The following is a 22,231-nucleotide window of genomic DNA, read 5'->3' as shown; positions in this document are numbered from 1 at the left end:
GGTCAGTCATCTCAAAGCACAGCTTTCGTCTACGGAATCGGCAGGAACGGCGTACGGGGGAGGCTCGCTCCCGCCGCTCACGTCGCCTTGCGGATCTCCAGCAGGTCCGGCACCACGGCCAGCTGCTCCAGCAGCTCGCCCAGCGTCCCGTTCAGCTTCTGGCGGTCGGCGGCGGCCAGCTTGTCGACCGGCGTCCAGGTCCCGTCCGGCTGCTTCGCGACGCCGACCGCCGCGCCGAACCGGTCCAGCCAGGTGTCGATGTCCGCCAGCCCGCGCGGGTCCCGGGCCTGCACCAGCGGCCGGATCACGTTCAGCACCACCCGGGTGCCGGCGAGGTTGGCGTCGGCGGTGGCCAGCGTGCTGCCCGAGCCGTAGTCGGCGTCGCCGGTGAGCTGGAACTGAAGAGTGTTCTCCAGGATCTCGTGGGCGCGCAGCGGCAGGTCCGCCGGGTCGAACTCCTGCTTCGGCCAGGCGTCGATCAAGCCGTGCACGTCGGCGTCCAGTTGGTCGGCGACCGGCGCCAGCCCGGCCGCCGCCTCGCCGTGCCAGAGGCCGTACTCCAGCCGGTGGAAGCCGGTGAAGTCCTTGTCCTTCTCCTTGTCCGGCAGCCCGTCGGCGCGACCGTCGATCTTGGCGTCCCAGTCCGCGAAGGTGCCGTAGGCGGCGCCGAGGCGGTTGTAGGACAGATGCGCGGTGAGCCAGTCGTTCTTGGCCGCCGCCAGATCGCCGGAGTCCACGTCCTGCTTCAGCTTGGCGGTGTAACCGGCCAGCTCGGTCAGGTGGTCGGTGACGTAGGACCGGTACTGCTCCAGCGGCGCGTCCAGGTCCTTCTCGGCGATCGGCACGACCGCGGTCCTGGAGGTGCCGGCGCCGGTCACGCGCTTGACCGCCGAGGTCACCGCGCCCTTGCCGTTCGGCACGCAGCGCCAGGCGTAGGCCCCGGCGCCGAGCGTCGCGGTCAGCGGCCGGGTGGTGCCCGGGGCCAGGCCCTCGATCTCGCCGTAGACGGCGTTGGTCGACGGGTCCAGCAGGTAGACCTCGGCGGGCACGTCGCCGGTGTTCTTCATCTGGAACACGTGCTCACCGGTGGCCAGATCCCCGAAGCCCTTGCCGCAGGACGCCGCCGAGACCTCGATGGTCTGGTCGGCCCGGGCCGAGGACGTCGGGCCGACCGCCACGATCACGGCCACCGCCGCGACCGCGGGCACCGCGACCACCGCAGTGCCCATGGCCCAGCGCGGGGCGGGCCGGCGGGCGGCGGGAGCCGGGGCCGGAGCGGCCGGGACGGAGGCCGAAGCCGGGACCGGGGCCGGCGTCGCGGCCGGCGTCGAAGCCGAGGCGACCGGGGTGTCCGCCGACCCGGCGGTGGGGCGCGGAGTCGACGGGGCCGCCTCGGCGGTCTGGGAAACCTTGGGCCGCGGCGCGACAGCCGGCCGCAGGTAGAAGTACAGCACCGGGGCGAGGTAGACCACGTATCCGGCCACCGACAGCCAGGTCATCTTCGGCGTCAGGTTCAGCGTCCCGGCCACCACCGTGGAGTACCAGGCGTTGGGGTCGATGTGCGCGCTCAGGTCCCAGGCGTAGGACGTGAAGCCGCCGACCACGCCGCTCTCCTGGAGGTCCTGCAGGCCGTAGGCGACCACGCCGGCCGCGATGACCACCAGCACCAGCCCGGTGATCTTGAAGAACTTGGTGAGGTTCAGCTTCAGCGCGCGGTGGTAGAGCCCCCAGCACAGCAGCGTCGCCACTGCGATCCCGAAAACCGCGCCGATGGCTGGCCCGCTTTTCTCATGCGCCGTCTGCGCCGTCGTCCACAGGAACAGCGAGGTCTCCAGGCCCTCGCGGGCCACCGCGGCGAACGCCGTGAAGATCAGCACGCCGGTGCTGGAGCCGAGCGCGGCGGCCAGTTTGGCCTTGATGTCCCCGGACATCGAGGCGCTGGCCCGGCGCATCCAGAACACCATCGTGGTGACGAAGCCGACGGCCAGCAGCGAGAGCACGCCGCCGAACACGTCCTGCGCCTTGGGCGGCAGGTGCGCGGAGGTGAAGGTGAGCACCGCGGCGAAGGACAGGCTGAGCGCGGCGGCGGCGGCGATCCCGAACCAGACCGGGCCGACCCGATCCCGGCGGCCGGCCTTGATGAGGGCGGCGAGCAGGATGGAGACGACCAGCCCGGCCTCCAATCCCTCACGGAGTCCGATCAGGAAACTCGGGAAGGCGTCCGACAGCACCGTGTCCCGCCCCTTCAGCTCGTCAGCACACACTAAGGTACGCCTTACTTCAGTAAGGCATGCCTAAGCTAGCACCGCCGAGCCGGAGGGCGGAACCACCCCGGTCCGATCATCCGGTGATCTGCGTCTCAGGACTCGCCGGTGGCCACGGTGCGCTCCGGGTCCGAAGCCCAGCCGCTCCACGACCCCTCATAGAGCGCCACGCCCTCCGGGTCGATGCCGGCCACCGCCATCGCCAGGATCTCGTGGGTCGCGGTGACGCCGGAACCGCAGTACACGGCGACGTCCGCAGCGTGCTCCGGCGTGACGCCCAGCGCCTCGAACCGCTGCGCCAGCGCGGCGGCCGGCAGGAAGCGGCCGTCCTTGGCCAGGTTGTCCGTGGTCGGCGCGGACGCCGCCCCGGGAACGTGTCCGGCGGCCGGGTCGACGGGCTCCACCTCGCCGCGGTACCGGGCGCCGGCCCGGGCGTCGAGCAGCACCCCGGACTCGGCGACGGCGGCGGCGCCGTCGTGGTCGACGACGGTGAAGATCCCCGGGACCAGGGCCTGGAAGTCGCCCTCGGCGGCGTCCGCCTCCGGCTCGCCCTGCTCGACGACGTGCCCGGCGGCCCGCCAGGCCGCGAACCCGCCGTCCAGCACCCGCACGTCGGCATGGCCGTGGTGGCGCAGCAGCCACCAGGCCCGGGCGGCCTGGGTGCCGTCGCCGTCGTCGTACACGACGACCGGCAGGTCGCTGCGCACGCCGACCCGGCGCATCGCGGCGGCGAAGCGCTCCGGGTCCGGCAGCGGGTGCCGGCCGCGCGGACCGACCGGAGCCTCGGGGTGCTCGGCCAGATCCTCGTCGAGACTGAGATAGCGCGCGCCCGGGACGTGCCCCTCGCGATAGACGCCGAACCCGTACGTACTCGGCTCGCCGAGCTTCCAACGAATGTCGATGAGGATCGGTGCGGTGCCGCAAGCAAGGTCGGCCGCGAGCTGGTCCACGCAGATCAGCGGGGAGGTTCCGGGTTGGCGCATGAGCGCAATCCTGGCATCGAAATCCCAACTGATCTAGAGAGACCGTCTACCGCGGTGACACCGGCTCCGACGACGCCGCCTCCGGTACCACCGTCGCCGGCGACACCTCCTGCGGCGCCGCGAACACCAGCAGCGGCACCTCCTGCTCGGAGGCGGACAGCGACCCGTGCATGCCGAGCAGCCGGGACTCCAGCTTCTCGCGGCGGGTCGCGACCACGGCCCAGTCGTCGAGCAGCGCCGCCACCACGTCGCCGATGCGCGGGGCGACGGCGTCGGCCACGTCCTCCGGCGGCCCGAACCAGCCCTCGTAGACGGCCTCCTCGCGGGACCGGACCACGGCCACGTCCTCCAGCGCCTCGCGCCAGATCTGCAGCACGTCGCGGGCCGCGCCGGGCTTGGCGTACACGTGCCGGGCCCGGCCCTCGCCGCCCAGCAGCCGGACGCCGACCTGGAGCTCGGGGTCCTCGTCCACGTCGACCCGGCGGTCGGCGGGGATGTCGACCATGCCGTGGTCGGCGGTGACGTACAGCGTGGTGCCGGCGGGCAGCCGCGCGGCCAGCTCGCGCACCGTGGCGTCGACGGTGGCCAGCTGTTCGCGCCAGGTCTCCGAGGCCACGCCGCTGACGTGCCCGGCGGCGTCCAGGTCGGCGTAGTACAGGTAGACCAGGGCCCGGGCGTCCCGGGCGGCCGCGTCCTGGAGCACCTCCAGCGCCCCGGCCACCCGGCTGACCAGGGACTCGGCGCCGGTGAAGGTGCCGCCGCGCAGCACCGAGCGGGTCAGGCCGGAGTCCTGGAACCGGGCCGCGGTGACCTGGGTGACCTCGATGCCCTCGCGCGTGGCGTGTTCGAACACGGTCTCGCGCGGCTGCCACTGGAGCGGGTCGACCGGGGCGTCCCAGCGCAGCAGGTTGATCAGGTGCGGGGTGCCGGGGACCAGGACCCGGTAGCCGAGCATGCCGCTGGCGCCGGAGGGCAGTCCGGTGCCCAGTGAGCCGATGCTGGCGGCGGTGGTGGAGGGGAAGCCGGCGGTCAGCGACCGGCCGGCGCGCAGCGCGGCGGCCAGGAACGGCGCGGCGTCGGCGTTGCGCTCGACGAGCCGGGCGCCCATGCCGTCGACCAGGAAGACGCAGGCCCGGCGGGTCGGGGCCAGGCCCAGCGGGTTCGCGGAGCCGGCGACGCCGAGCGCGGCCAGCACCGCCGGCATCAGATCGGACAGCGCGCCGCGGCCGTAGGCGGGCAGGACCAGGTCGGAGTCGCTCACGCGCGGCGCGCCCTCAGCGCCCGCCGCGGGCGCCGGCCTCGGTCACCACGTCGGTGAGCGCCCGGGCGAAGGCCAGGGTCTCGTTGACCGCGTCCGCGCCGTCGGCCTCGGCCGAGACCCGGATCATCACGTCGTCGGCGGTGGCGGTGCCGGTGTAGCCGTGGTCGGCGTCGCAGTGCGGGTCGCCGCAGTTGGCCGGCTCCAGGTCCAGCCGGCTCACCACGCCCCAGCCGATGGTCAGCACCACCTCGCGCGGCGGGATGCCGGGCTTGTGGTTGGCCGGGTCCTCCACGACCCGGCTGACCACCACCGAGGAGATGCGGTGCAGCGGCACGGTCTCGGTCGAGGTGGTGGCGTAGGCCTTGGCGCCGGTCGTGGACTCCGGCGACCCCGGGGGCACCGGGGCCATCGGGTCGTCGGAACCGTACTCGTCGGTGTGCCCGGCGATCAGCCGGGTCGGGGTCACCGCCAGCACCGTGACGTGCCGCCGCACCTCGTCGGCGTCGAAGGTGGTCTCCTGGTGCACGAGGTGGCCGAGTACGGCCTCGGACCCGACCGCGTCCTGGACCGCCTCCGCGACGAGCGCCGGATAGTAGCCGCTGCGTTCGATCGCGGCGAGCAGACCGTGATCTGCGGAGCGGGCTGAGGAGGACGACTGCGAGTTGGGCATGGGTCCATCCTGACACCTGCCGGGCCGCGCGCGGGCCCCATGCCGCACGGAAGCGTGACGGGACGGGGTGTTATCCGCCGATTTCGGCCGTACCGGCCGGCGCACCCCGCCCCGCGGCGCTACCGCCTCACCCCGCGGCCGGCAGGATCCCGTTCCAGACGAGGCTCCCGTCCGGGCCGTCGCCGACGAGTTCGAACGCGGTCCGCAGGCCCTGGTAGGACGCCGCCTTGGCGGCGCCGAACAGCTTCAGGTCCTTCTGGTCCAGGTCGGTCGCGTCGTGCTTCGGCGCGGTGAAGCCCGGGAAGTACCAGGAATTCAGCGGGTTCGCCTCGTCCCCGGCCGGATGCGCCTTCTCCAGCAGCTCGGACAGCCGCTGGAAGCCGGTGCGCCCGGACTTGTCCTTGGCCGGCAGGACCGTGGCCAGACCGGAGCAGTTCTTCGCGCAGAGCTTGCGCAGCGAGTCCAGGTCCCCGGTCTTGGCCGCCTCGTCGACCAGCGCGACCAGTTCGACCGGGACGGTGACCTCCTCGCCGGCGGAGTCGGTCGGACTGGTGGCCTGGATCCAGTCCGCGGGCGGATGCGGGCCGTCCGTGATGCTGAACCGGTAGCCGCCGCCCGCCGACAGCTTCAACGGCGCCAGCAGCTTGGCCACCGGCTTGGCGCCCGACGCCGAGCCGGTGGTGGTGGCGGTGGTGGCAGTGGCGCCGGCGTCGGGCGGGCTCGCGCCGTCCGCACCGGCCGAGGTGCCCGCTGAAGTGGCCGCCGACGTGCCCGCCGAGGTGTCGGCCGAGGTGCCTTCCGAGGTGTTCGCCGCGTTCGCGGCCGGCCCTTGGCCCGACGGCGCCAGCGCGCCGAGGCCCGATCCCCCGCTCGCAGAGCTCGAACATCCGGCCAGAAAAACCGTCGCCACTGCCAACCCGAGCGATATCTTCGCCTTCACATGTCCTCCCCGTGACATCAAGATTCAAAGAGGATAGACGTTCGAACCGACCGCCCGGCGTCCGTGACGAGCCCTGCTGACCCGAACTGTCGGGGCGACGCGCAACAATAGGGCGTCACCCGCATCGCAGCGCGTAGAGCAGGAGCCGCACGAGAGATGGCACGCCGCAGCACGACCCCCGAGCCCGACGAGGACTTCGAAGAACGCATCATCGACGTCGACGTCGCCGACGAGCTCTCCGACTCGTACCGGGAGTACGCGTACTCGGTCATCTATTCGCGTGCCCTCCCCGACGCCCGGGACGGCCTCAAGCCGGTGCACCGGCGGATCCTGTTCCAGATGAACGAGATGGGCCTGCGGCCGGACCGCGGGTTCGTCAAGAGCGCCCGGGTCGTCGGCGACGTGATGGGCAAGCTGCACCCGCACTCGGACACCGCGATCTACGACTCGCTGGTGCGCATGGCGCAGTCCTGGGCGATGCGGATCCCGCTGGTCGACGGGCACGGCAACTTCGGTTCCCTGGGCGGGGACGACCCGCCGGCCGCCATGCGGTACACCGAGGCCCGGCTCTCGCCGGCGGCGATGATAATGACCGAGTCCATCGACGAGGACACGGTCGAGTTCGGGCCCAACTACGACGGCCAGGAGCAGGAGCCGCAGGTCCTGCCGGCGGCGTTCCCGAACCTGCTGGTGAACGGCGCGGCCGGGATCGCGGTCGGGATGGCCACCAACATGCCGCCGCACAACCTCGGCGAGGTGGTGGCCGCGGCCCGGCACCTGATCAAGCACCCGAGCGCCACCCTGGACGACTTGATGCGGTTCGTCCCGGGCCCGGACCTGCCCACCGGCGGGCAGATCATCGGCGAGCAGGGCATCCGGGACGCCTACGAGTCCGGCCGCGGCGTGTTCAAGATGCGGGCCACCGCCACGATCGAGAAGGTGACCCCGCGCCGCGAGGGCATCGTGGTCACCGAGCTGCCCTTCAACACCGGCCCGGAGAAGGTCATCGCCAAGGTCAAGGAGCTGGTGCAGAGCAAGCGGCTGCAGGGCGTCACCGACCTGAAGGACCTGTCCGACCGGTTCAACGGCCTGAAGCTGGTGATCGAGGTCAAGGCCGGGTTCAACCCGGAGGCGGTGCTGGAGCAGCTGTACAAGCTGACGCCGCTGGAGGAGTCCTTCGGCATCAACAACGTGGCCCTGGTCGACGGGCAGCCGCTGACCCTGGGCCTGAAGGAGATGCTGGAGGTCTACCTCGACCACCGGTTCGAGGTGGTGCGCCGCCGCACCGAGCACCGCCGCACCAAGCGCCAGAACCGGCTGCACCTGGTCGAGGGCCTGCTGATCGCGCTGGTCGACATCGACCGGGTGATCCGGATCATCCGCGAGTCCGACGACGCCGCGGCCGCCAAGGACAACCTGATGGCCGCCCTCGCGCTGTCGGACAAGCAGGCCACGTACATCCTGGACACGCCGCTGCGCCGGCTGACCCGCTTCGACTCGATGGAGCTGGAGTCCGAGCGCGACAAGCTGACCGGCGAGATCAAGGACCTGACGGCCATCCTGGAGTCCGACACCCTGCTGCGCAAGGTGGTCTCCGACGAGCTGAACGCCATCTCCAAGCAGTTCGCCACGCCGCGGCGCAGCGTCCTGGTCGAGGGCGCGCTGCCGGTGTTCGAGGCCCAGCCGCTGGAGATCTCCGACGACCCGGTGCGGGTGCTGCTGTCCGCCACCGGCCTGCTGGCCCGCACCGCCTCCGGCGTCACCGCGCTGGGCACCGGCGGCGAGCGCGGCAAGAACGACTCCGTCGCCTCGGTGGTGACCTCGACGATAAGGGGCGAGGTCGGCGCGGTCACCAGCACCGGCCGGCTGATCCGGTTCCCGGTGATCGACCTGCCGGTGCTGCCCCAGACCGCCTCGGCCGCCGCGCCCAGCCTGGCCGGCGGCGCCCCGGCGACCGAGTTCGTCCGGCTGGAGGAGGACGAGCGCCTGCTGTGCCTGTGCTCGCTGTCCCCGGACTCCCCCGGCCTGGCCCTGGGCACGGTGCAGGGCGTGGTCAAGCGGGTGGTCCCGGACTATCCGAAGAACCGCGACACCTTCGAGGTGATCACCCTCAAGGACGGCGACAGCCTGATCGGCGCGACCGAGCTGCGCACCGGCGAGGAGGAGCTGGTCTTCATCACCGACGACGCCCAGATCCTGAAGTACGCCGCCGCCCTGGTCCGCCCGCAGGGCTGCCCGGCCGGCGGCATGGCCGGCATCAGCCTGGACCAGGACGCCTCGGTGCTCTACTTCGGCGCGGTCGACCCCGGCCGCGACGGCCTGGTGGTCACCCTGGCCGGCAGCGACGACGCCCTGGTCGACACCGCCACCACGATCAAGGCCACGCCCTACGACCTGTACCCGACGAAGGGCCGCGCCACCGGCGGCGTGCGCTGCCAGCGGTTCCTGAAGGGCGAGCACCGCCTGGTCGCCGCCTGGGCGGTCAACGCCCCGGCCTACGCCAGCTCCGAGACCGGCACCCCGGTGGCCCTGCCCGCGGTGGATCCGCGCCGCGACGGCTCGGGGGCGCCGGTGGAGGTGCCGGTGGCGTTCGTGACGAGCCCGGTCGACGGCGGCTGAGAGCGGCCGAGAGCGGCCGAGAGGACTGAGCAGAGCCCGGACCGGAGACTGATCCCGGTCCGGGCTCTGTCGTTCTCGGGATCAGGCCACGAAGTCAGGGCCGGAACCCGGTCGGCCGCGAACCGTGAAACCAGAGACTGGCCTCGGCCTCCTGAGTGGCCGAGCACCAGCCGGCGCTGGCCCGGGGCCTTGGCCGCTGGAGCAAACGAGCATGGTCCGACTTGGGCTCGGTGCCATGGCCGCCTGAATCAGCGAACACTGTCCAGCCTTGGCCGCCTGAGCAGGCGACCATGGCTCGGGTCCACGACTATCCGATTGGCCAAATTCTGTTTGGCCCTGGCCCGGGGCCTTGGCCGCCTGAGCAGGCGACCATGGCTCGGGTCCACGACTGTCTGATTGGCCGAACTCTGTCCGGCCCTGGTCCGGGCCCGGGTCCGGCCCTGGCCCGGGGCCTTGGCCGCCTGAGTGGCCAAGGCCCCTTCCCCAAGAGGCGGGAGCACCGCCGCCCGCCGCGGCGGGCGGGGCCGCGGCAGGCCGTGTCGCCCGGTCCGGTGAGGCAGGACCGGGGTTCCCGCCGCGGGGTCGGCGGTGCTCCCCCGTCGGCGCGACGGACCACGGAAGGACGTCGTCGCGCCGGTCCCGGAGCCGCCCTCGGGGTCCGCCGAGGGGGTCCGGGGTCCGCGGGTGTTACGCGGGCACGCCCGCCGCGGCCGACAGGCCGGGTGCGCCCTCGGCGCCGGTGTCGGACACCAGGCGGCCGTCGCCGATGGTGATGACCCGGTCGGCCAGCTCCATCATCAGCGGGTCGTGGGTGGCCACCAGTGCGGTCACGTTCTCGGCCGCCACCACCGCGCGCAGCAGGCGCATCACGGCGCGGCCGGTCTCGGAGTCCAGCTGGCCGGTGGGCTCGTCGGCGATCAGCACCCGGGGCGAGTTGGCCAGGGCCCGGGCCAGCGCCACCCGCTGCTGCTGGCCGCCGGACATCTCGCCGGGCCGCTGTTTGGTGTGGCCGCCCAGGCCCACCATGTTCAGCAGCAGCTCGACCCGCTCCTCGCGCTCGGCGACCGCGGTCTTGCGCAGCCGGAGCGGGATGCCGACGTTCTCGGCGGCGGACAGGATCGGGATCAGCGCGAAGGACTGGAACACGAAGCCGAACAGGTCCCGGCGCAGCGCCGCCAGCTCCTTCTCGCCCAGGCTGCGGCCCGGGCCGGCGAGCTGCTTGCCGTCCACCGCGATCCGGCCGCCGTCCGGCTTGTCCAGGCCGCCGATCAGGTTCAGCAGCGTGGTCTTGCCCGAGCCGGAGCGGCCGACCACCGCGCACAGCTGGCCCTCCGGCACGGTGAACGAGACGTCGTTCACCGCGTGCACGGCGTTGTCGCCGGAGCCGAAGGTCCGGGTCAGGCCCTCGACCTCGATCATGTCCCGCACCGCTCAGTCCCCTTTCCGGGCCGGGTCGTGGGCGGCGGAGCCCAGGTCCGGCCACAGGCCGATGTGGTCCGGGTCCTTGGTCAGGCGCACCCGGTCCCGCATCCGCAGATCGTCGATGTACTCCCGGGGCAGCTGCACCCGGCCGGCCCGGTCCAGGACCGCGAACTGCTCGGCGGCGCCGCCGCCCTCGCCGCCCCGGCGCAGCACCTCGGTGCTGGTCCGGCCGTCGCGGATCTCCACGGTGCGCTGCACCTGCTCGGTCACCTCGTGGTCGTGGGTCACCACCACGATGCTGACGCCGAGCTCGGCGTTGGCGGTGCGCAGCGCGTCGAACACCTGCTGGCTGGTGGTGCTGTCCAGCTCCCCGGTGGGCTCGTCGGCGAACACCACCTCCGGGTCGTTGGCCAGCGCCACCGCGATCGAGACCCGCTGCTGCTCGCCGCCGGACATCTGCCCGGGGCGCCGGTCGGCGCAGTAGGCCACGCCCAGCATCTCCAGCAGCTCGTCGGCGCGGCGCCGGGCGAACCGGCGCTTCTTGCCGGCGAAGCCCATCGGCAGCGCGACGTTGTCGGCGGCGTTCAGGTACGGCAGCAGGTTCCGGGCGGTCTGCTGCCAGATGAAGCCGACCGTCTCGCGCCGGTAGCGCAGCCGGTCCCGGCCCTTCATGGTGAGCAGGTCGTAGCCGCCGACCCGGGCCACCCCGGCGGTCGGGGTGTCGAGCCCGGACAGGATGTTCAGCAGCGTGGACTTGCCGCTGCCGGAGGCGCCGACGATGGCGACCAGCTCACCGCCGCGCACCAGCAGGTCCAGGCCCTGCAGGGCCTGGACCTCGATGCCGTCGGTCTTGTAGATCCGGACCAGGTTGTCGCAGACGATCTTGGCGTCCTCGCCGTAGACCTCTTTCGGCTTGCCGGCCGCGAGCTCAAGCTCCTGAAGGGTGCTCATGAGCTCTAGGACGTGCGGTCCCGCTGTGCGCGTTGCGATCGTTACCGAACGGTGACCATCCGGCCGGCCGGGCCCCGACCGTGTCCGGCAGCCAGCCGTGGTCGCCCAGCAGGCCCTTGTGCGCCAGACCCTCGATCTGGTGGCGTGTGGGCCGCTCGGAACCGCGCGGCCAACCGCGCAGGATGTGGATCCCCGGCACCTCGCGCTGGCACCAGCCGACCAGCGCGTCCAGCACCGCGTTGCGCTCGCCGCTGACCCGCATCATGCGCGGGAAGGCGGCCGGGAGGGTCACCGCGTTCCTCAGGTCCTCGGCCAGGCCGTGCGCCAGGTTCGAGGAGGTGCTGGTGCGGTTGTGGGTGCGCGGCCACGGCGTGCCCAGGCCCAGCCCCTCGGTCTCCGGCTCGCCGAGCAGCACCAGGTCGACGGTGCGGCCCTCCTGGTCGCCGAAGCTCACCCGGCCGGCCCGGGCCCAGACGTAGAGCCGGTCCAGCGGCAGGTCCCGGACCAGGGCGCCGGAGCCGTCCCGCCAACGGAGCAGCTGCACCCGGCCCGGCGCCGAGCCGTCCCAGTCCTCGCGGGCGACGGTGCGGACCGCGCAGACCTCGTGGGCGTGGACGACGGGGAAGCCGTAGCGCCGGGCTTCCGGAGCGGCTCGGCGGTCGTCGGACTGCTGGTCGGGCTGCTGACCGGACTGTTGGTCGGGCCGCGGTTCGGACCGCTGGTCGGGCTGCTGACCGGACTGCTGGTCAGGCCGCCGTTCGGGCTGCTGGTCGGGCTGCTGATGCGGCTGCTGGCTCTCGGACATGGTCCACCTGCCTCAGGGCTGCCCCCGAAACTTCCTCTTTCTCCATCGTGGCGCGCGGTCCACAGGTTGGCCAGCTGTGTACCTGATTCCCGCAGTCGGTACTTTCGTACGCATGCGCGATGACCAACTCCCGCCACCTCAGCCCCACGCGTGCGCGCTGCTCTCCCGCGACCTCGGCGAGCCGGTGGCCGGGACGGCGGCGACCCAGAGCGCCTGGCTGCTGCTGGAGCAGTCGGGGCCGTGGGGGCGCGTGGCCGCGCGGGAGAGCCGGCTGGACCCGGCGCTCGGCGGCGAGCTGGACGGCCGCACCGCCGGGACCGGGGTGCGGCTGTGCCTGATCCGGCGCCCCGAGGGCCGCAGGCCGGACCACGACCCCGAGCGCCGCCGCTGGTTCGCGGCGTCCACCCACCCGGAGCGCACCTGGCTGGCCACCGGCGAGGTGAGCGACCCCGCCGAGCTGCTGAGGATCGACTTCGCGGCGCTGGACGCCGGGGACCGGACGGCGGTCGCCGAGCTGGAGCACACCTTCCTGGACACGCCGATCCTCGGCGTCTGCACCAACGGCAAGCGCGACGTCTGCTGCGCGACGCTGGGCCGCCGGGTCGTGATCGCCGCGGACGCGCTCGACGCCGACGCTCGCACCTCCGCTGCCGCCGGACCGCCCGCGGTCTGGGAGATCACGCACCTCGGCGGACACAAATTCGCCCCGACCGGCGTGCTGCTGCCCTCCGGCTACCTCTACGGCCGTCTGGACGCCGCGCTGGCCACCCGGGTGCTGACCGAGGCCCGCCGGGACCAGGTGGTGGCCGACGGCTGCCGGGGCCGGTCGACGTGGTCCCGTCCGGGGCAGGCGGCGGAACTCGCGGTGCGCGCCGAGCTGGAGGAGTGGCGGACCGGCGCCGTCGTGGTCACGGCGGTCGCCAAGCTCGCCGGCGAGCCGGAACCGGCCTGGACGGCGACCGTCGAGACCGAGGATGGCCGGGCGTACGAGGTCTCCGTGGCCGGCGCGCACGCGGCGGTGCCGAGGCCGGAGAGCTGCGGGAAGATCGAGGGCTCGCCGCTGGAGCTGCGGGTGGAGGCGATCGAGAAGCTCCGCTGACCGCCGTGGAGAATCATCGGTATGACACACCTTCCGTTGGTCGGAGTACGGAACGCGCGGGACGTCGGAGGGCTCCGAACGCATTCGGGCCGGGAAGTGCGGTCGCTGCGGCTGCTGCGCAGCGCGCGGCTCAACGCCATGACCGACGCGGACCGGGAATGGCTGGCCTCGATCGGCCTGCGCACCGTCATCGACCTGCGGCAGGGCTTTGAGATCAGGGCCTGGCCGGACGCGCTGGGAACACTGGACGTGGCCCGGATCAACACCCCGCCGAGCCTGGAGGCCGAGAACGACCCGGGACTGACGTTCTTCGGGCTGTACCTGTCCTGGCTGGACGACAGCGGGACGGCGTTCGCCGACGCGGTGCGCGCCCTGGCCGCGCCGGACGCCCTGCCGGCGCTGGTGCACTGCACCGCCGGCAAGGACCGGACCGGGCTGGTGGTGGCGCTGGTGCTGGACGTGCTGGGGGTCGAGGAGAAGGCGATCATCGCCGACTACATGGAGACCGACGCGATGCTGAGGGCCGACAAGGGCGACATCGTGTACGAGTACACGATCACCGCCGACCTGATCGTCGGGGCGCTCGCGCATGTGCGATCCCGGTGGGGAACCGCCGAGGCGTACCTGCTGGCGCACGGGGTGACCGCCGAGGACCTCGCGGCGCTGCGGGAGGGGCTGCTGGCCCCCGAGTAGCCTGCTCAGGCCTCGAAGAACTCCGCCAGGTGGATGTCGATCGCCATCAGGCCGTCGTCCCCGGCGGCCACGAGCAGCCCGTCGGCCCCCATGGCGAGCGCCTTCGGGACCCAGCCCAGCGGGATCGGGCGCCCGGTGCGCGCCTCGGCGAGGTCCCAGACGGTGACGTTGCCGTCGGCCCACGCGACGGCCGCGACCGGGCCCACCGCGGTGATGGCGGCGGTGACGGCGGTGACCGGGACGCCGCGGTCCTCGACCGGGAGCAGGCTGGCGTCGGCGGGGACCACCCAGAGGCGGAAGGTGCCGTCCTGGCCGCCGGACAGGGCGAACAGGATGTCCACGTCGGGCATCCAGATGGCGGCCACCGCGGTGACGGCGCCGGAGTGCTGGTCCTCGGGGTCGGCGATCAGCTCCTCGGTCCCGGCGTCCCAGACGTGCACCCGGCCGTCCCCGGCGCCGAACACGAGCGCCTCGCGCGCCACCGCGACGGCGGTGACATGCGTGTCGGGCAGCACATCCCGCACCGCCGCCACCGCACCGCGCGGCGCCCGGGGCCCGAGCGCCGCCAACCGCCGGCTGGTGTCGGTGAGCACCAGACTGGGCGCCGCGTCGACCACGGCCGCGGTCCGTGCCTTGACCATGACCGGCGCCGCCGGCCGCGCGAGGATGCGACCGTCGCGGGGGTCGAGGCGGTAGGCGCGGGCGAGGTCGTCGATGGCGACGAGGATCACGGGCTGCGGAGGTTCTGGAGTCTGTGGGGGTTGTGGAGTCTGCGGAGATTGCGGAGTCGGTGCGCTCGGCGGGATGGTGGCGATCGAGTCGGGACCGGGTGCGGAGCCTTCGGAGGGTTCTGCTTCGGCGATGAGGGCCGGGGAACCGGCCCGGTCAACGCTTTGCGGATCGGCCTGCGGGTCGGCCTGCGCGTCGGCTGGTGCGTTGCTGCTCTCTGCGGTGGTCTCCTCGGTGCCCGGCACCGTCACCGCCAGGGCGGCCACCGGTCCCGGCCACGGCATCGGTCGCGGCGTGTCCGGCGGCAGCGGGCGCCAGCCGGCCCAGCGGGTGAGCCAGGGCGTGGGGTCGCCGACCGGGGCGCCGTCGGAGGGCCGGGTGCCGCGGGTGTAGGGCGCGACCGCCTCGGCCAGGGCGTGGTCGCCGACGGCGAGGGCGGCGCCGTGCAGCACCGCCGCGCGCTCGGGGACGCCGACCGCGTTGGTCAGCGCCTGGCCGGCCACGCGCCAGGCGGCGCGGGTGCCCGGGGCGACCGCCGTGCCGAGGGCGTCGATGGCGGTGGACAGGGCCGGCTGCTGCACCAGCACCAGGTTGGCGGGCTCCAGCACGATCTGGTCGGCGATGCCCTCGCGGAACGCGACGTCGAACGGCACCGCCGCCAGCTTCCACGGCCGCTCGTCGCTGGCCGCGAGCAGCCCCGCGTGGCGGTTCGAGGCCAGGCTGAGGATCTCCCGGGCCTTGGTGGGGTTCGGATACGCCTGGGGCGCCGCCGCGCCGCCGGAGGGCACCAGGTCGTCCAGCCAGGCCGCGAACTCAGCCTTGTCGGTCCACCGCGGCTCCCCCAGGTCGATGACCGTCGCCGCCCCCGGCAGGTCCGACCCCCGCGACTCGACGATCACCCGCACCCCCGGCACCGCCACCAACGGCGTCACCAGCTCCGCGATCACCGCGTCCCGCGCCGACCCGTCCCGCAGATGCCCGGCGAGATCGAGCTCGGAGATCAGGATCGTGACCCGCGACCAGCGGCCCACCTCGTACGTGGCGGCGGCGGTGCTGGCCAGCAGATCCCACGTGGCCGACCGCCCGGGCAGATTGGCCCGCGCCGCGAACGGCAACTCGGCGGAGGCCGGCCGGACGGCGTCTGCCGCGACCACGCCGTCCGCGCTGCCTATCGACGCGCTTATCGATGCGCCTAACGCCGCCACCGAGGCGAGCGGAGGCGGAAACTCACTGTCCTCAAGGTTCCCCAAAGCAGAGCTCAGCGAAGCACTCCCGGCCACCGCACCGTCCGGGGCCGCACTGTCCGGGGCCACACCGTCCGAGGCCACACCGTCCGGGGCCACACCATCCGCCCCCTCACCCACCGCCACCGCGGCCGCCGCTTCCAGCACCCCGAGCCCACCCTCGAGCCCCACCGCGACCCCACCGCCCCCGGCCGCCACCCCCGGCCCGAACCCCGACCCGGTCGGCGCCGCCGCGCCCGCGCCACTACCAGCACCAGCACCAGCACCCGCACTCCCCCGCAGCCGCGCCCCCAGCGCCGCGCCCAGCTCCTGCGCCGCCCCGACCGTGACCCCCAGCTGACCGGCCAGCACCCAGGCCAGCACCTTCGGGGTCAGCCCGCGGGCCGAGACCCAGGCGAAGCGCTCGTCGTCGGCCGCCTCGGCCAGGACCGCCAGCTCCGAGGCGGCCCAGGCCAGGGTGAACGTCTTCCCGGCGCCGGGCGGGCCGGTCACCAGCAGCGTGCGCGGCGCCTCGGCGTCGGCCAGCCAGTCCATCACCGCGCGGCAGACGGCGCCGCGTCCGGCCGGCAGCACCGTGGTGGGGGCCGCGGGGCCCGCCGTCGCCATCGCTAGGCGTCGATCCGGGACCGGTCCAGGACCGCGGCCGAGTTGATGATGAACTCCCGGCGCGGTGCCACGTCATTGCCCATCAGCAGGTCGAAGGCCTTGTCGGCGGACTCGGCGTCGGCCACGGTGATCCGCCGCAGAGTGCGGTGGCGGGGGTCCATCGTGGTCTCGGCCAGCTGGTCGGCGTCCATCTCGCCGAGGCCCTTGTAGCGCTGGATCGGCTCCTTGATCCGCTTGCCCTTCTTCAGCAGCTCGGCGACCGTGCGCTTCATCTCGTTGTCGGAGTAGGTGTAGATGAACTCGTTCTTCGAGCGGCCGGCCCCGATCACCTCGATCCGGTGCAGCGGCGGCACCGCGGCGTAGACCCGCCCGGCCTCCAGCATCGGCCGCATGTAGCGGTGGAACAGGGTCAGCAGCAGGCAGCGGATGTGCGAGCCGTCGACGTCGGCGTCGGCCATCAGGATCACCTTGCCGTAGCGGGCCTGGTCGATGTCGAACGACCGGCCGGAGCCGGCCCCGACGACCTGGATGATGGCCGCGCACTCGGCGTTCTTCAGCATGTCCGCGATGGAGGACTTCTGGACGTTGAGGATCTTGCCGCGGATCGGCAGCAGCGCCTGGAACTCGGAGTTGCGCGCGGCCTTGGCCGAGCCCATCGCCGAGTCGCCCTCGATGATGAACATCTCCGAGCGGTCCACGTCGTCGCTGCGGCAGTCGGCCAGCTTGGCCGGCAGCGCCGAGGTCTCCAGCGCGTTCTTGCGGCGCTGCGCCTCCTTGTGCTGGCGCGCGGTGATCCGGGTGCGCGCGGCGCTGGCGATCTTCTCCAGGACCGCGCGGGCCATCGGCTTGTCGTTGCGCTTGGCCGAGGTCAGGAACTCCTTGAAGGCGTTCTCCACGACCCGGGCCACGATCCGGTTGGCCGCCGGGGTGCCCAGCACCTCCTTGGTCTGGCCCTCGAACTGCGGCTCGGCCAGCCGCACGGTGACCACCGCGCTCAGGCCCTCGAAGACGTCCTCGCGGATCACGTCGTCGTCGTTGACCTTCAGCAGCTTGGCCGCCCGCAGCTGCTCGTTGGCGGCCTTGAGCAGGCCCTTGCCGAACCCGGTCAGGTGGGTGCCGCCCTTGGGGGTGGCGATGATGTTCACGAACGAGCGGATCACCGTGTCGTAGTCGGTGCCCCAGCGCAGCGCCACGTCCACGGTCAGCTCGCGCTCGATGTCGGCCGGGGTCATGTGGCCCTGCTCGTCGAGCACCGGCACGGTCTCGGTGAACTTGCCCGAGCCAGTGAAGCGCAGGGCGTCGGTGATCGGGCGGTCCGGGGCCAGGAACTCCACGAACTCCGAGATGCCGCCGGCGAACAGGAACACCTCCTCGGCGTGGCCGCCGTCCCGCTCGTCGACGACCGAGATCGCCAGCCCCGGGACCAGGAACGCGGTCTGCCGGGCCCGGGCGTGCAGGTCCTCCAGCACGAACTCGGCGTCCTTGAGGAAGATCTGCTTGTCCGGCCAGAACCGGGTCCGGGTGCCGGTCGGGGACGCGCCCTTGGCCCGGGAGACCTTGCCCACCTTGCGCAGCCCGGACTCGGGCTTGAACTTGGAGTCCGGCCCGTCGCCGGCGAACACGCCGGGGACGCCGCGCTGGAAGGACATGGCGTGCACCGAGCCGGCCCGGTCCACCTCGATGTCCACGCGCGAGCTCAGCGCGTTCACCACCGAGGCCCCGACGCCGTGCAGGCCGCCGGAGGCGGCGTAGGAGCCGCCGCCGAACTTGCCGCCGGCGTGCAGCATCGTCATCACGACCTCGACCCCGGACAGCCCGGTCTTGGGCTCCACGTCCACCGGGATGCCGCGGCCGTCGTCCCGGACCTCGGCCGAGCCGTCCTTGTGCAGGACGATCTCGATCCGGTCGCCGAACCCGGCCAGCGCCTCGTCGACGGAGTTGTCGATGATCTCCCAGAGGCAGTGCATGAGGCCGCGGCCGTCGTTGGATCCGATGTACATCCCGGGACGTTTGCGGACCGCGTCCAGGCCCTCAAGGACAAGGAGGTGCCGCGCGGTGTAGGAGCCGTCCTTGTCGGCGGACGGGGCGGGCCTGCCCTGCGCACTCACTTGCGGACCTTCCTTTCGTCGTCGACTCAGGATCGACTCGTGTCTCATTGTCCCGTCACGGCACGTCGCGCCACTCGAACACAGTTTCGTCTCCATGGTAGCGACGGCAGGGCCAGCGTACCGGGCGGCTCCCCCCGGCGAGTCCATGTGACCGGCGCAACACCCTGACGGGCGGCGCGGGCCGGTTCGGACACCCTGGGTGCCGTCGCCGCTACTCATCGTTCAGTTTCCTGAGGATCAGGGCTCTTTCCTCGTACGCTCTCAGCGAACGTGACGCTTTCGACGCCGAATCACTAGCGCGGGAACACGGAACGCCTGCTTTGATGTTGTTCCGGGTACCACACAGAAAGCAGGTGCGACGTGACCACTGCAGTCCTGACTGACACTGAGCCGCTGAAGGCCTCCGACCGCTGCGACCGCTGCGGTGCCGCTGCTTACGTGCGCGTCGTCCTGGGTGGCGGCGAGCTCCTCTTCTGCGCTCACCACGGCAAGAAGTACAACGACGGCCTGGCCAAGGTGGCCATCGAGATACACGACTTCTCCGACAAGCTGACGGAGGCCACCCCGAAGGTCGCCGCCGACGAGGAGCGTTGACGAGAAGCGCCGACGGAGTGTCGCCGTCCGGTGGCACAGCGTGTTCCAGGCCGTCCTGACATGGTTTTAAGCAGGCTCAATGCCGAGCGTCATATAACGACTACTGCTGAACTTGCGAGAACCCCGGCTCCGCGTGGAGCCGGGGTTCTGTGCTGTCCGGGGCGAGTGCGCGCAAGACAGCGCACGCTGCGAAAAACAGCGGCGGCCGCATCTCACGATGTGACCGCCGCCCTGTCCGGCGCCGCCGGACCCGCCGCCGATCCGAGTGGCTAGTCCAGGTAGTCCCGGAGCACCTGCGACCGGGACGGGTGGCGCAGCTTGGACATCGTCTTGGACTCGATCTGCCGGATCCGCTCGCGCGTGACCCCGTAGACCTTGCCGATCTCGTCCAGCGTCTTGGGCTGACCGTCGGTCAGGCCGAAACGCATGGACACCACGCCCGCCTCGCGCTCGCTCAGGGTGTCCAGCACCGAGTGCAGCTGCTCCTGCAGCAGCGTGAAGGACACCGCGTCGGCCGGGACGACCGCCTCGCTGTCCTCGATGAGGTCGCCGAACTCGCTGTCGCCGTCCTCACCCAGCGGGGTGTGCAGGGAGATGGGCTCGCGGCCGTACTTCTGGACCTCGACGACCTTCTCCGGCGTCATGTCGAGCTCCTTGGCCAGCTCCTCCGGGGTGGGCTCGCGGCCCAGGTCCTGGAGCATCTGGCGCTGGACGCGGGCCAGCTTGTTGATGACCTCGACCATGTGGACCGGGATCCGGATGGTCCGGGCCTGGTCGGCCATGGCGCGGGTGATCGCCTGGCGGATCCACCAGGTCGCGTAGGTGGAGAACTTGTAGCCCTTGGTGTAGTCGAACTTCTCCACCGCGCGGATCAGGCCCAGGTTGCCCTCCTGGATCAGGTCCAGGAACAGCATGCCGCGGCCGGTGTAGCGCTTGGCCAGCGAGACCACCAGGCGGAGGTTGGCCTCCAGCAGGTGGTTCTTGGCCCGGCGGCCGTCCTCGGCGATGATGTCCAGCTCGCGCCGGAACTCCGGGGACAGCGGCTCGTCGGCGTTGAGCTTCTCCTCGGCGAACAGGCCGGCCTCGATCCGCTTGGCGAGTTCGACCTCCTGTTCGGCGTTGAGCAGCGGAACCTTGCCGATCTGCTTCAGGTAGTCCTTCACCGGGTCGGCGGTGGCGCCGGCCGAGGCGACCTGCTGGGCCGGGGCGTCGTCCTCGTCGTCGCTGAGGACGAACCCCTCTTCCTTGTCCTCGCCGGGAGCGGCGGCGCCTTCGGCCTCGGCGGCCTCGTCGCCCTCCTCGGCGTCCTCGGCGGTCTCCAGGTCCGGGCCGTCCTCGTCCTCGAGGTCGAGCTCCAGATCGATGTCCTCCTCGATTTCGACGTCTTCGCCGTCCTCGTCCTCGGACTTCTTCGCACCGGGGGCGGCGGCCTTCTTGGCCGGGGCCCCCTTCTTCGCGGCGGCCTTCTTGGCCGGACCGGCACCCTCGGCCTCGGCGGCCTCGGGCTTGGCCGCGGCCTTCTTGGCCACCGCCTTCTTCACCGCCGGCTTCGCGGCGCCCGACGCCTCGCCCTCGGCGCCCTCGGCGCCGGCCGGCTTGGCGGCGGTCTTCTTGGCCGCGGGCTTGGCCGCGGCGGCCCCGCCGGTGGTGGCCGTGGTCGTCTTCTTGGCCGCGGTCTTGGCGGCCGCGGCGACCCGCTTGCGGGCGACCCCGGCCGACTGGGCGGCGTTGACGGTCAGGTCAACGCCCTCTTCGTGGAGAACGGTGGTCAGGGCCCGCATGACGCTCTTGGCCTTGGCCATCGGGATGTCCGCCTCTTCGAAGGCTTGCCGCACCTCGTCTGCGGCGATGTGTCCCTGCGCCCTGCCCCGCTCGATGAGCGCCACGAGGTGGGCGGACTCGGCGATCTCGGCGGGCAGTGGACGGGAAGTGCTGGCCGACACGAAAACCCTCTCGCTACTGGATGGCAACCACCCGCTTCCGACGTGAGCCGGGGTACGGTCCCGAAGGTTCCGGGGCCGTCTTGCTCTGTGCCGGGTTCGTGTGGAAGATTCCGATCGCGTCACGGACCCGGCCGGTCGCACCCGGTCGTTCCGTATCGCACGCGACATAGCATTGTGGCACGCCGATGTATTCCCCCGGCACCGGATACCCGATGATCGGCGGGCACCGCCGGGCGCGCGCGGTCCGCGCGCGCCTCCTGGGGCGGTGCCCCGCACCACTTTACCGACTCCCGGTCACGGAACCGGGATATGACGCTCACTGTCCGCGCTGGCCGGGCAGCCCGTACGCGGTCGCCTGCTCCTCCAGCTGGGCCGCCAGCATGGCGCGCATCACACCGGCCGCGGCCTGGCCGTCGCCGGCCACCACCTCGTCGGCCAGCCGCTGGTGCCCGGCGGCCGCCGCGTCGGTCATCGGGCCGCAGGAGCGGCGACGCATCCCGGCGCTCTCGGCGGCGCCGGAGACCACCCGGGCCAGGTGCTCCACCATCCGGTTCGGGCACTCGGCGACCAGCAGCGCGTGGAACTCGCCGTCGGCCTTGGCGTAGCCGGCCTGGTCGCCGTTGGCGGCGGCCTGCTTCAGCGCGGCGGCCAGCTCGGCCAGCCGGGCGCCGGCGGCCTCGCCGAGCCGGCCGGCGGCCAGCTGCGCGGCCAGCGGCTCGAAGGCGCAGCGCAGCTCGGCCAGCTCGCGGCACTGGTCCAGGCCGGCCACACCGGCCGCGCGCCACTCGATGACGTCCGGGTCCAGCAGGTTCCACTCCGGGACCGGGCGGATCCGGGTGCCGACGTTGGGCCGCGCCGTCACCATGCCCTTGGCCTCCAGCACCCGCAGGGACTCGCGGACCACCGTGCGGGACACCTCGAAGCGGCGGCCGATCTCCTCGGGCACCAGCGGCCGGTCGGCGCCGAGCTCGCCGGCCACGATCATCCGGCCGAGCTGCTGGACCAGCTGGCCGTGCAGGCCGCGGGCCTGGGTGCCGGCGCGCAGGGACAGGTAGGAGTCGGGCAGGGAGCCGGCCGCGGCCGCGGCGAGGGTGTTGGCCACCGGAGACGGGGCTGGCGCGGGAAGGGTTTCGACGGGCGCGACGGTCCCGGTCATGTGTGTAGGAATGCTCATGTTGTTGTCGTCGGCCGGAGGCGGCCGGGACTTGAGGATTCTTAGCCGATAGTCGGGCCGATGTCACCCGTCGGAATGATCAGGCCCCGAAGAAGCGCACGTCGCGGGCCCGGCGCGGGGCGGCCC

The 22,231-nt window shown here is 72.6% G+C and carries 16 protein-coding genes; 4 read left to right on the top strand and 12 right to left on the bottom strand.

Annotation, left to right across the window (positions count from 1 at the left end; all coding sequences use genetic code 11):
* Positions 1–77: 77 nt before the first annotated feature.
* From efeU to ABD481_RS14510, 5 genes are all read right to left on the bottom strand, one after another.
* On the bottom strand, positions 78–2,231 hold the full coding sequence (gene efeU, locus ABD481_RS14530) for an iron uptake transporter permease EfeU (RefSeq protein WP_344666219.1): 2,154 nt from the start codon (positions 2,229–2,231) through the stop codon (positions 78–80).
* A 128-nt stretch (positions 2,232–2,359) separates the two neighbouring features.
* Positions 2,360–3,247 (bottom strand): sulfurtransferase, encoded by an 888-nt coding sequence (locus ABD481_RS14525; RefSeq protein ID WP_344666154.1) that lies wholly within the window; start codon positions 3,245–3,247, stop codon positions 2,360–2,362.
* A gap of 46 nt (positions 3,248–3,293) precedes the next feature.
* Positions 3,294–4,508: an alkaline phosphatase family protein gene (locus ABD481_RS14520; RefSeq protein ID WP_344666153.1), complete on the bottom strand. Its 1,215-nt coding sequence runs from the start codon at positions 4,506–4,508 to the stop codon at positions 3,294–3,296.
* 13 nt (positions 4,509–4,521) lie between these two features.
* Positions 4,522–5,178, bottom strand: a complete 657-nt coding sequence (locus ABD481_RS14515) for a DUF5998 family protein (RefSeq protein ID WP_344666152.1) — start codon at positions 5,176–5,178, stop codon at positions 4,522–4,524.
* A 127-nt stretch (positions 5,179–5,305) separates the two neighbouring features.
* Positions 5,306–6,118 carry a hypothetical protein gene (locus ABD481_RS14510; protein WP_344666151.1) on the bottom strand — a complete coding sequence of 271 codons (813 nt, stop codon included), beginning with the start codon at positions 6,116–6,118 and terminating at the stop codon, positions 5,306–5,308.
* A 156-nt stretch (positions 6,119–6,274) separates the two neighbouring features.
* Between ABD481_RS14510 and ABD481_RS14505 the strand changes: the two genes are divergently transcribed.
* Entirely contained in the window at positions 6,275–8,737 is a 2,463-nt protein-coding gene (locus tag ABD481_RS14505; RefSeq protein ID WP_344666150.1) for a DNA gyrase/topoisomerase IV subunit A, read from the top strand.
* A gap of 687 nt (positions 8,738–9,424) precedes the next feature.
* Here ABD481_RS14505 and ABD481_RS14500 read toward each other — a convergent pair.
* Genes ABD481_RS14500 through ABD481_RS14490 form a run of 3 tightly spaced genes read right to left on the bottom strand, consistent with a single transcriptional unit; the run spans position 9,425 to position 11,915 of the window.
* Entirely contained in the window at positions 9,425–10,156 is a 732-nt protein-coding gene (locus tag ABD481_RS14500; protein ID WP_344666218.1) for an ABC transporter ATP-binding protein, read from the bottom strand.
* Between the two features lie 12 nt (positions 10,157–10,168).
* Complete coding sequence (locus ABD481_RS14495; protein WP_344666149.1) at positions 10,169–11,110, bottom strand: ABC transporter ATP-binding protein; 942 nt, start codon at positions 11,108–11,110, stop codon at positions 10,169–10,171.
* Positions 11,088–11,915, bottom strand: a complete 828-nt coding sequence (locus tag ABD481_RS14490; protein ID WP_344666148.1) for a hypothetical protein — start codon at positions 11,913–11,915, stop codon at positions 11,088–11,090. The genes ABD481_RS14495 and ABD481_RS14490 overlap by 23 nt, the downstream gene beginning before the upstream one ends.
* A gap of 112 nt (positions 11,916–12,027) precedes the next feature.
* On the opposite strand from ABD481_RS14490, the gene ABD481_RS14485 reads away from it, so the two are divergent.
* Both ABD481_RS14485 and ABD481_RS14480 read left to right on the top strand, forming a co-directional pair.
* Entirely contained in the window at positions 12,028–13,014 is a 987-nt protein-coding gene (locus tag ABD481_RS14485; protein ID WP_344666147.1) for a ferredoxin family protein, read from the top strand.
* A 21-nt stretch (positions 13,015–13,035) separates the two neighbouring features.
* Complete coding sequence (locus ABD481_RS14480) at positions 13,036–13,707, top strand: tyrosine-protein phosphatase (protein ID WP_344666146.1); 672 nt, start codon at positions 13,036–13,038, stop codon at positions 13,705–13,707.
* A gap of 5 nt (positions 13,708–13,712) precedes the next feature.
* Here the strand turns inward: ABD481_RS14480 and ABD481_RS14475 are convergent, their stop codons facing one another.
* Both ABD481_RS14475 and ABD481_RS14470 read right to left on the bottom strand, forming a co-directional pair.
* Positions 13,713–16,286, bottom strand: coding sequence for a hypothetical protein (locus ABD481_RS14475; protein ID WP_344666145.1), 2,574 nt, complete (start codon positions 16,284–16,286; stop codon positions 13,713–13,715).
* Between the two features lie 2 nt (positions 16,287–16,288).
* Positions 16,289–18,442: a DNA gyrase/topoisomerase IV subunit B gene (locus ABD481_RS14470; protein WP_425559175.1), complete on the bottom strand. Its 2,154-nt coding sequence runs from the start codon at positions 18,440–18,442 to the stop codon at positions 16,289–16,291.
* Positions 18,443–18,754: 312 nt separating this feature from the next.
* On the opposite strand from ABD481_RS14470, the gene ABD481_RS14465 reads away from it, so the two are divergent.
* Positions 18,755–18,988, top strand: coding sequence for a DUF7455 domain-containing protein (locus tag ABD481_RS14465; RefSeq protein WP_344666143.1), 234 nt, complete (start codon positions 18,755–18,757; stop codon positions 18,986–18,988).
* Between the two features lie 269 nt (positions 18,989–19,257).
* On the opposite strand, the gene ABD481_RS14460 is transcribed toward ABD481_RS14465, so the two are convergent.
* The gene (locus tag ABD481_RS14460; protein ID WP_344666142.1) at positions 19,258–20,931 is read right to left on the bottom strand and encodes an RNA polymerase sigma factor; all 1,674 of its coding nucleotides are present in this window, start codon (positions 20,929–20,931) and stop codon (positions 19,258–19,260) included.
* Between the two features lie 316 nt (positions 20,932–21,247).
* The gene (locus tag ABD481_RS14455) at positions 21,248–22,105 is read right to left on the bottom strand and encodes a FadR/GntR family transcriptional regulator (protein WP_344666141.1); all 858 of its coding nucleotides are present in this window, start codon (positions 22,103–22,105) and stop codon (positions 21,248–21,250) included.
* Positions 22,106–22,231 lie beyond the last annotated feature (126 nt).

The organism is Catenulispora yoronensis, assembly GCF_039531695.1.
Lineage (GTDB): Bacteria > Actinomycetota > Actinomycetes > Streptomycetales > Catenulisporaceae > Catenulispora > Catenulispora yoronensis.
This window is presented reverse-complemented; position numbering and strand designations above follow the sequence as displayed.

Excerpts from the sequence above, each read along its gene's own strand:
- ABD481_RS14525 (WP_344666154.1), bottom strand. The coding sequence starts at position 3,247 with ATGCGCCAACCCGGAACCTCCCCGCTGATCTGCGTGGACCAGCTCGCG.
- ABD481_RS14515 (WP_344666152.1), bottom strand. The coding sequence starts at position 5,178 with ATGCCCAACTCGCAGTCGTCCTCCTCAGCCCGCTCCGCAGATCACGGT.
- ABD481_RS14505 (WP_344666150.1), top strand. The coding sequence starts at position 6,275 with ATGGCACGCCGCAGCACGACCCCCGAGCCCGACGAGGACTTCGAAGAA.
- ABD481_RS14500 (WP_344666218.1), bottom strand. The coding sequence starts at position 10,156 with ATGATCGAGGTCGAGGGCCTGACCCGGACCTTCGGCTCCGGCGACAAC.
- ABD481_RS14495 (WP_344666149.1), bottom strand. The coding sequence starts at position 11,110 with ATGAGCACCCTTCAGGAGCTTGAGCTCGCGGCCGGCAAGCCGAAAGAG.
- ABD481_RS14490 (WP_344666148.1), bottom strand. The coding sequence starts at position 11,915 with ATGTCCGAGAGCCAGCAGCCGCATCAGCAGCCCGACCAGCAGCCCGAA.
- ABD481_RS14485 (WP_344666147.1), top strand. The coding sequence starts at position 12,028 with ATGCGCGATGACCAACTCCCGCCACCTCAGCCCCACGCGTGCGCGCTG.
- ABD481_RS14480 (WP_344666146.1), top strand. The coding sequence starts at position 13,036 with ATGACACACCTTCCGTTGGTCGGAGTACGGAACGCGCGGGACGTCGGA.
- ABD481_RS14475 (WP_344666145.1), bottom strand. The coding sequence starts at position 16,286 with ATGGCGACGGCGGGCCCCGCGGCCCCCACCACGGTGCTGCCGGCCGGA.
- ABD481_RS14470 (WP_425559175.1), bottom strand. The coding sequence starts at position 18,442 with ATGAGACACGAGTCGATCCTGAGTCGACGACGAAAGGAAGGTCCGCAA.
- ABD481_RS14455 (WP_344666141.1), bottom strand. The coding sequence starts at position 22,105 with ATGAGCATTCCTACACACATGACCGGGACCGTCGCGCCCGTCGAAACC.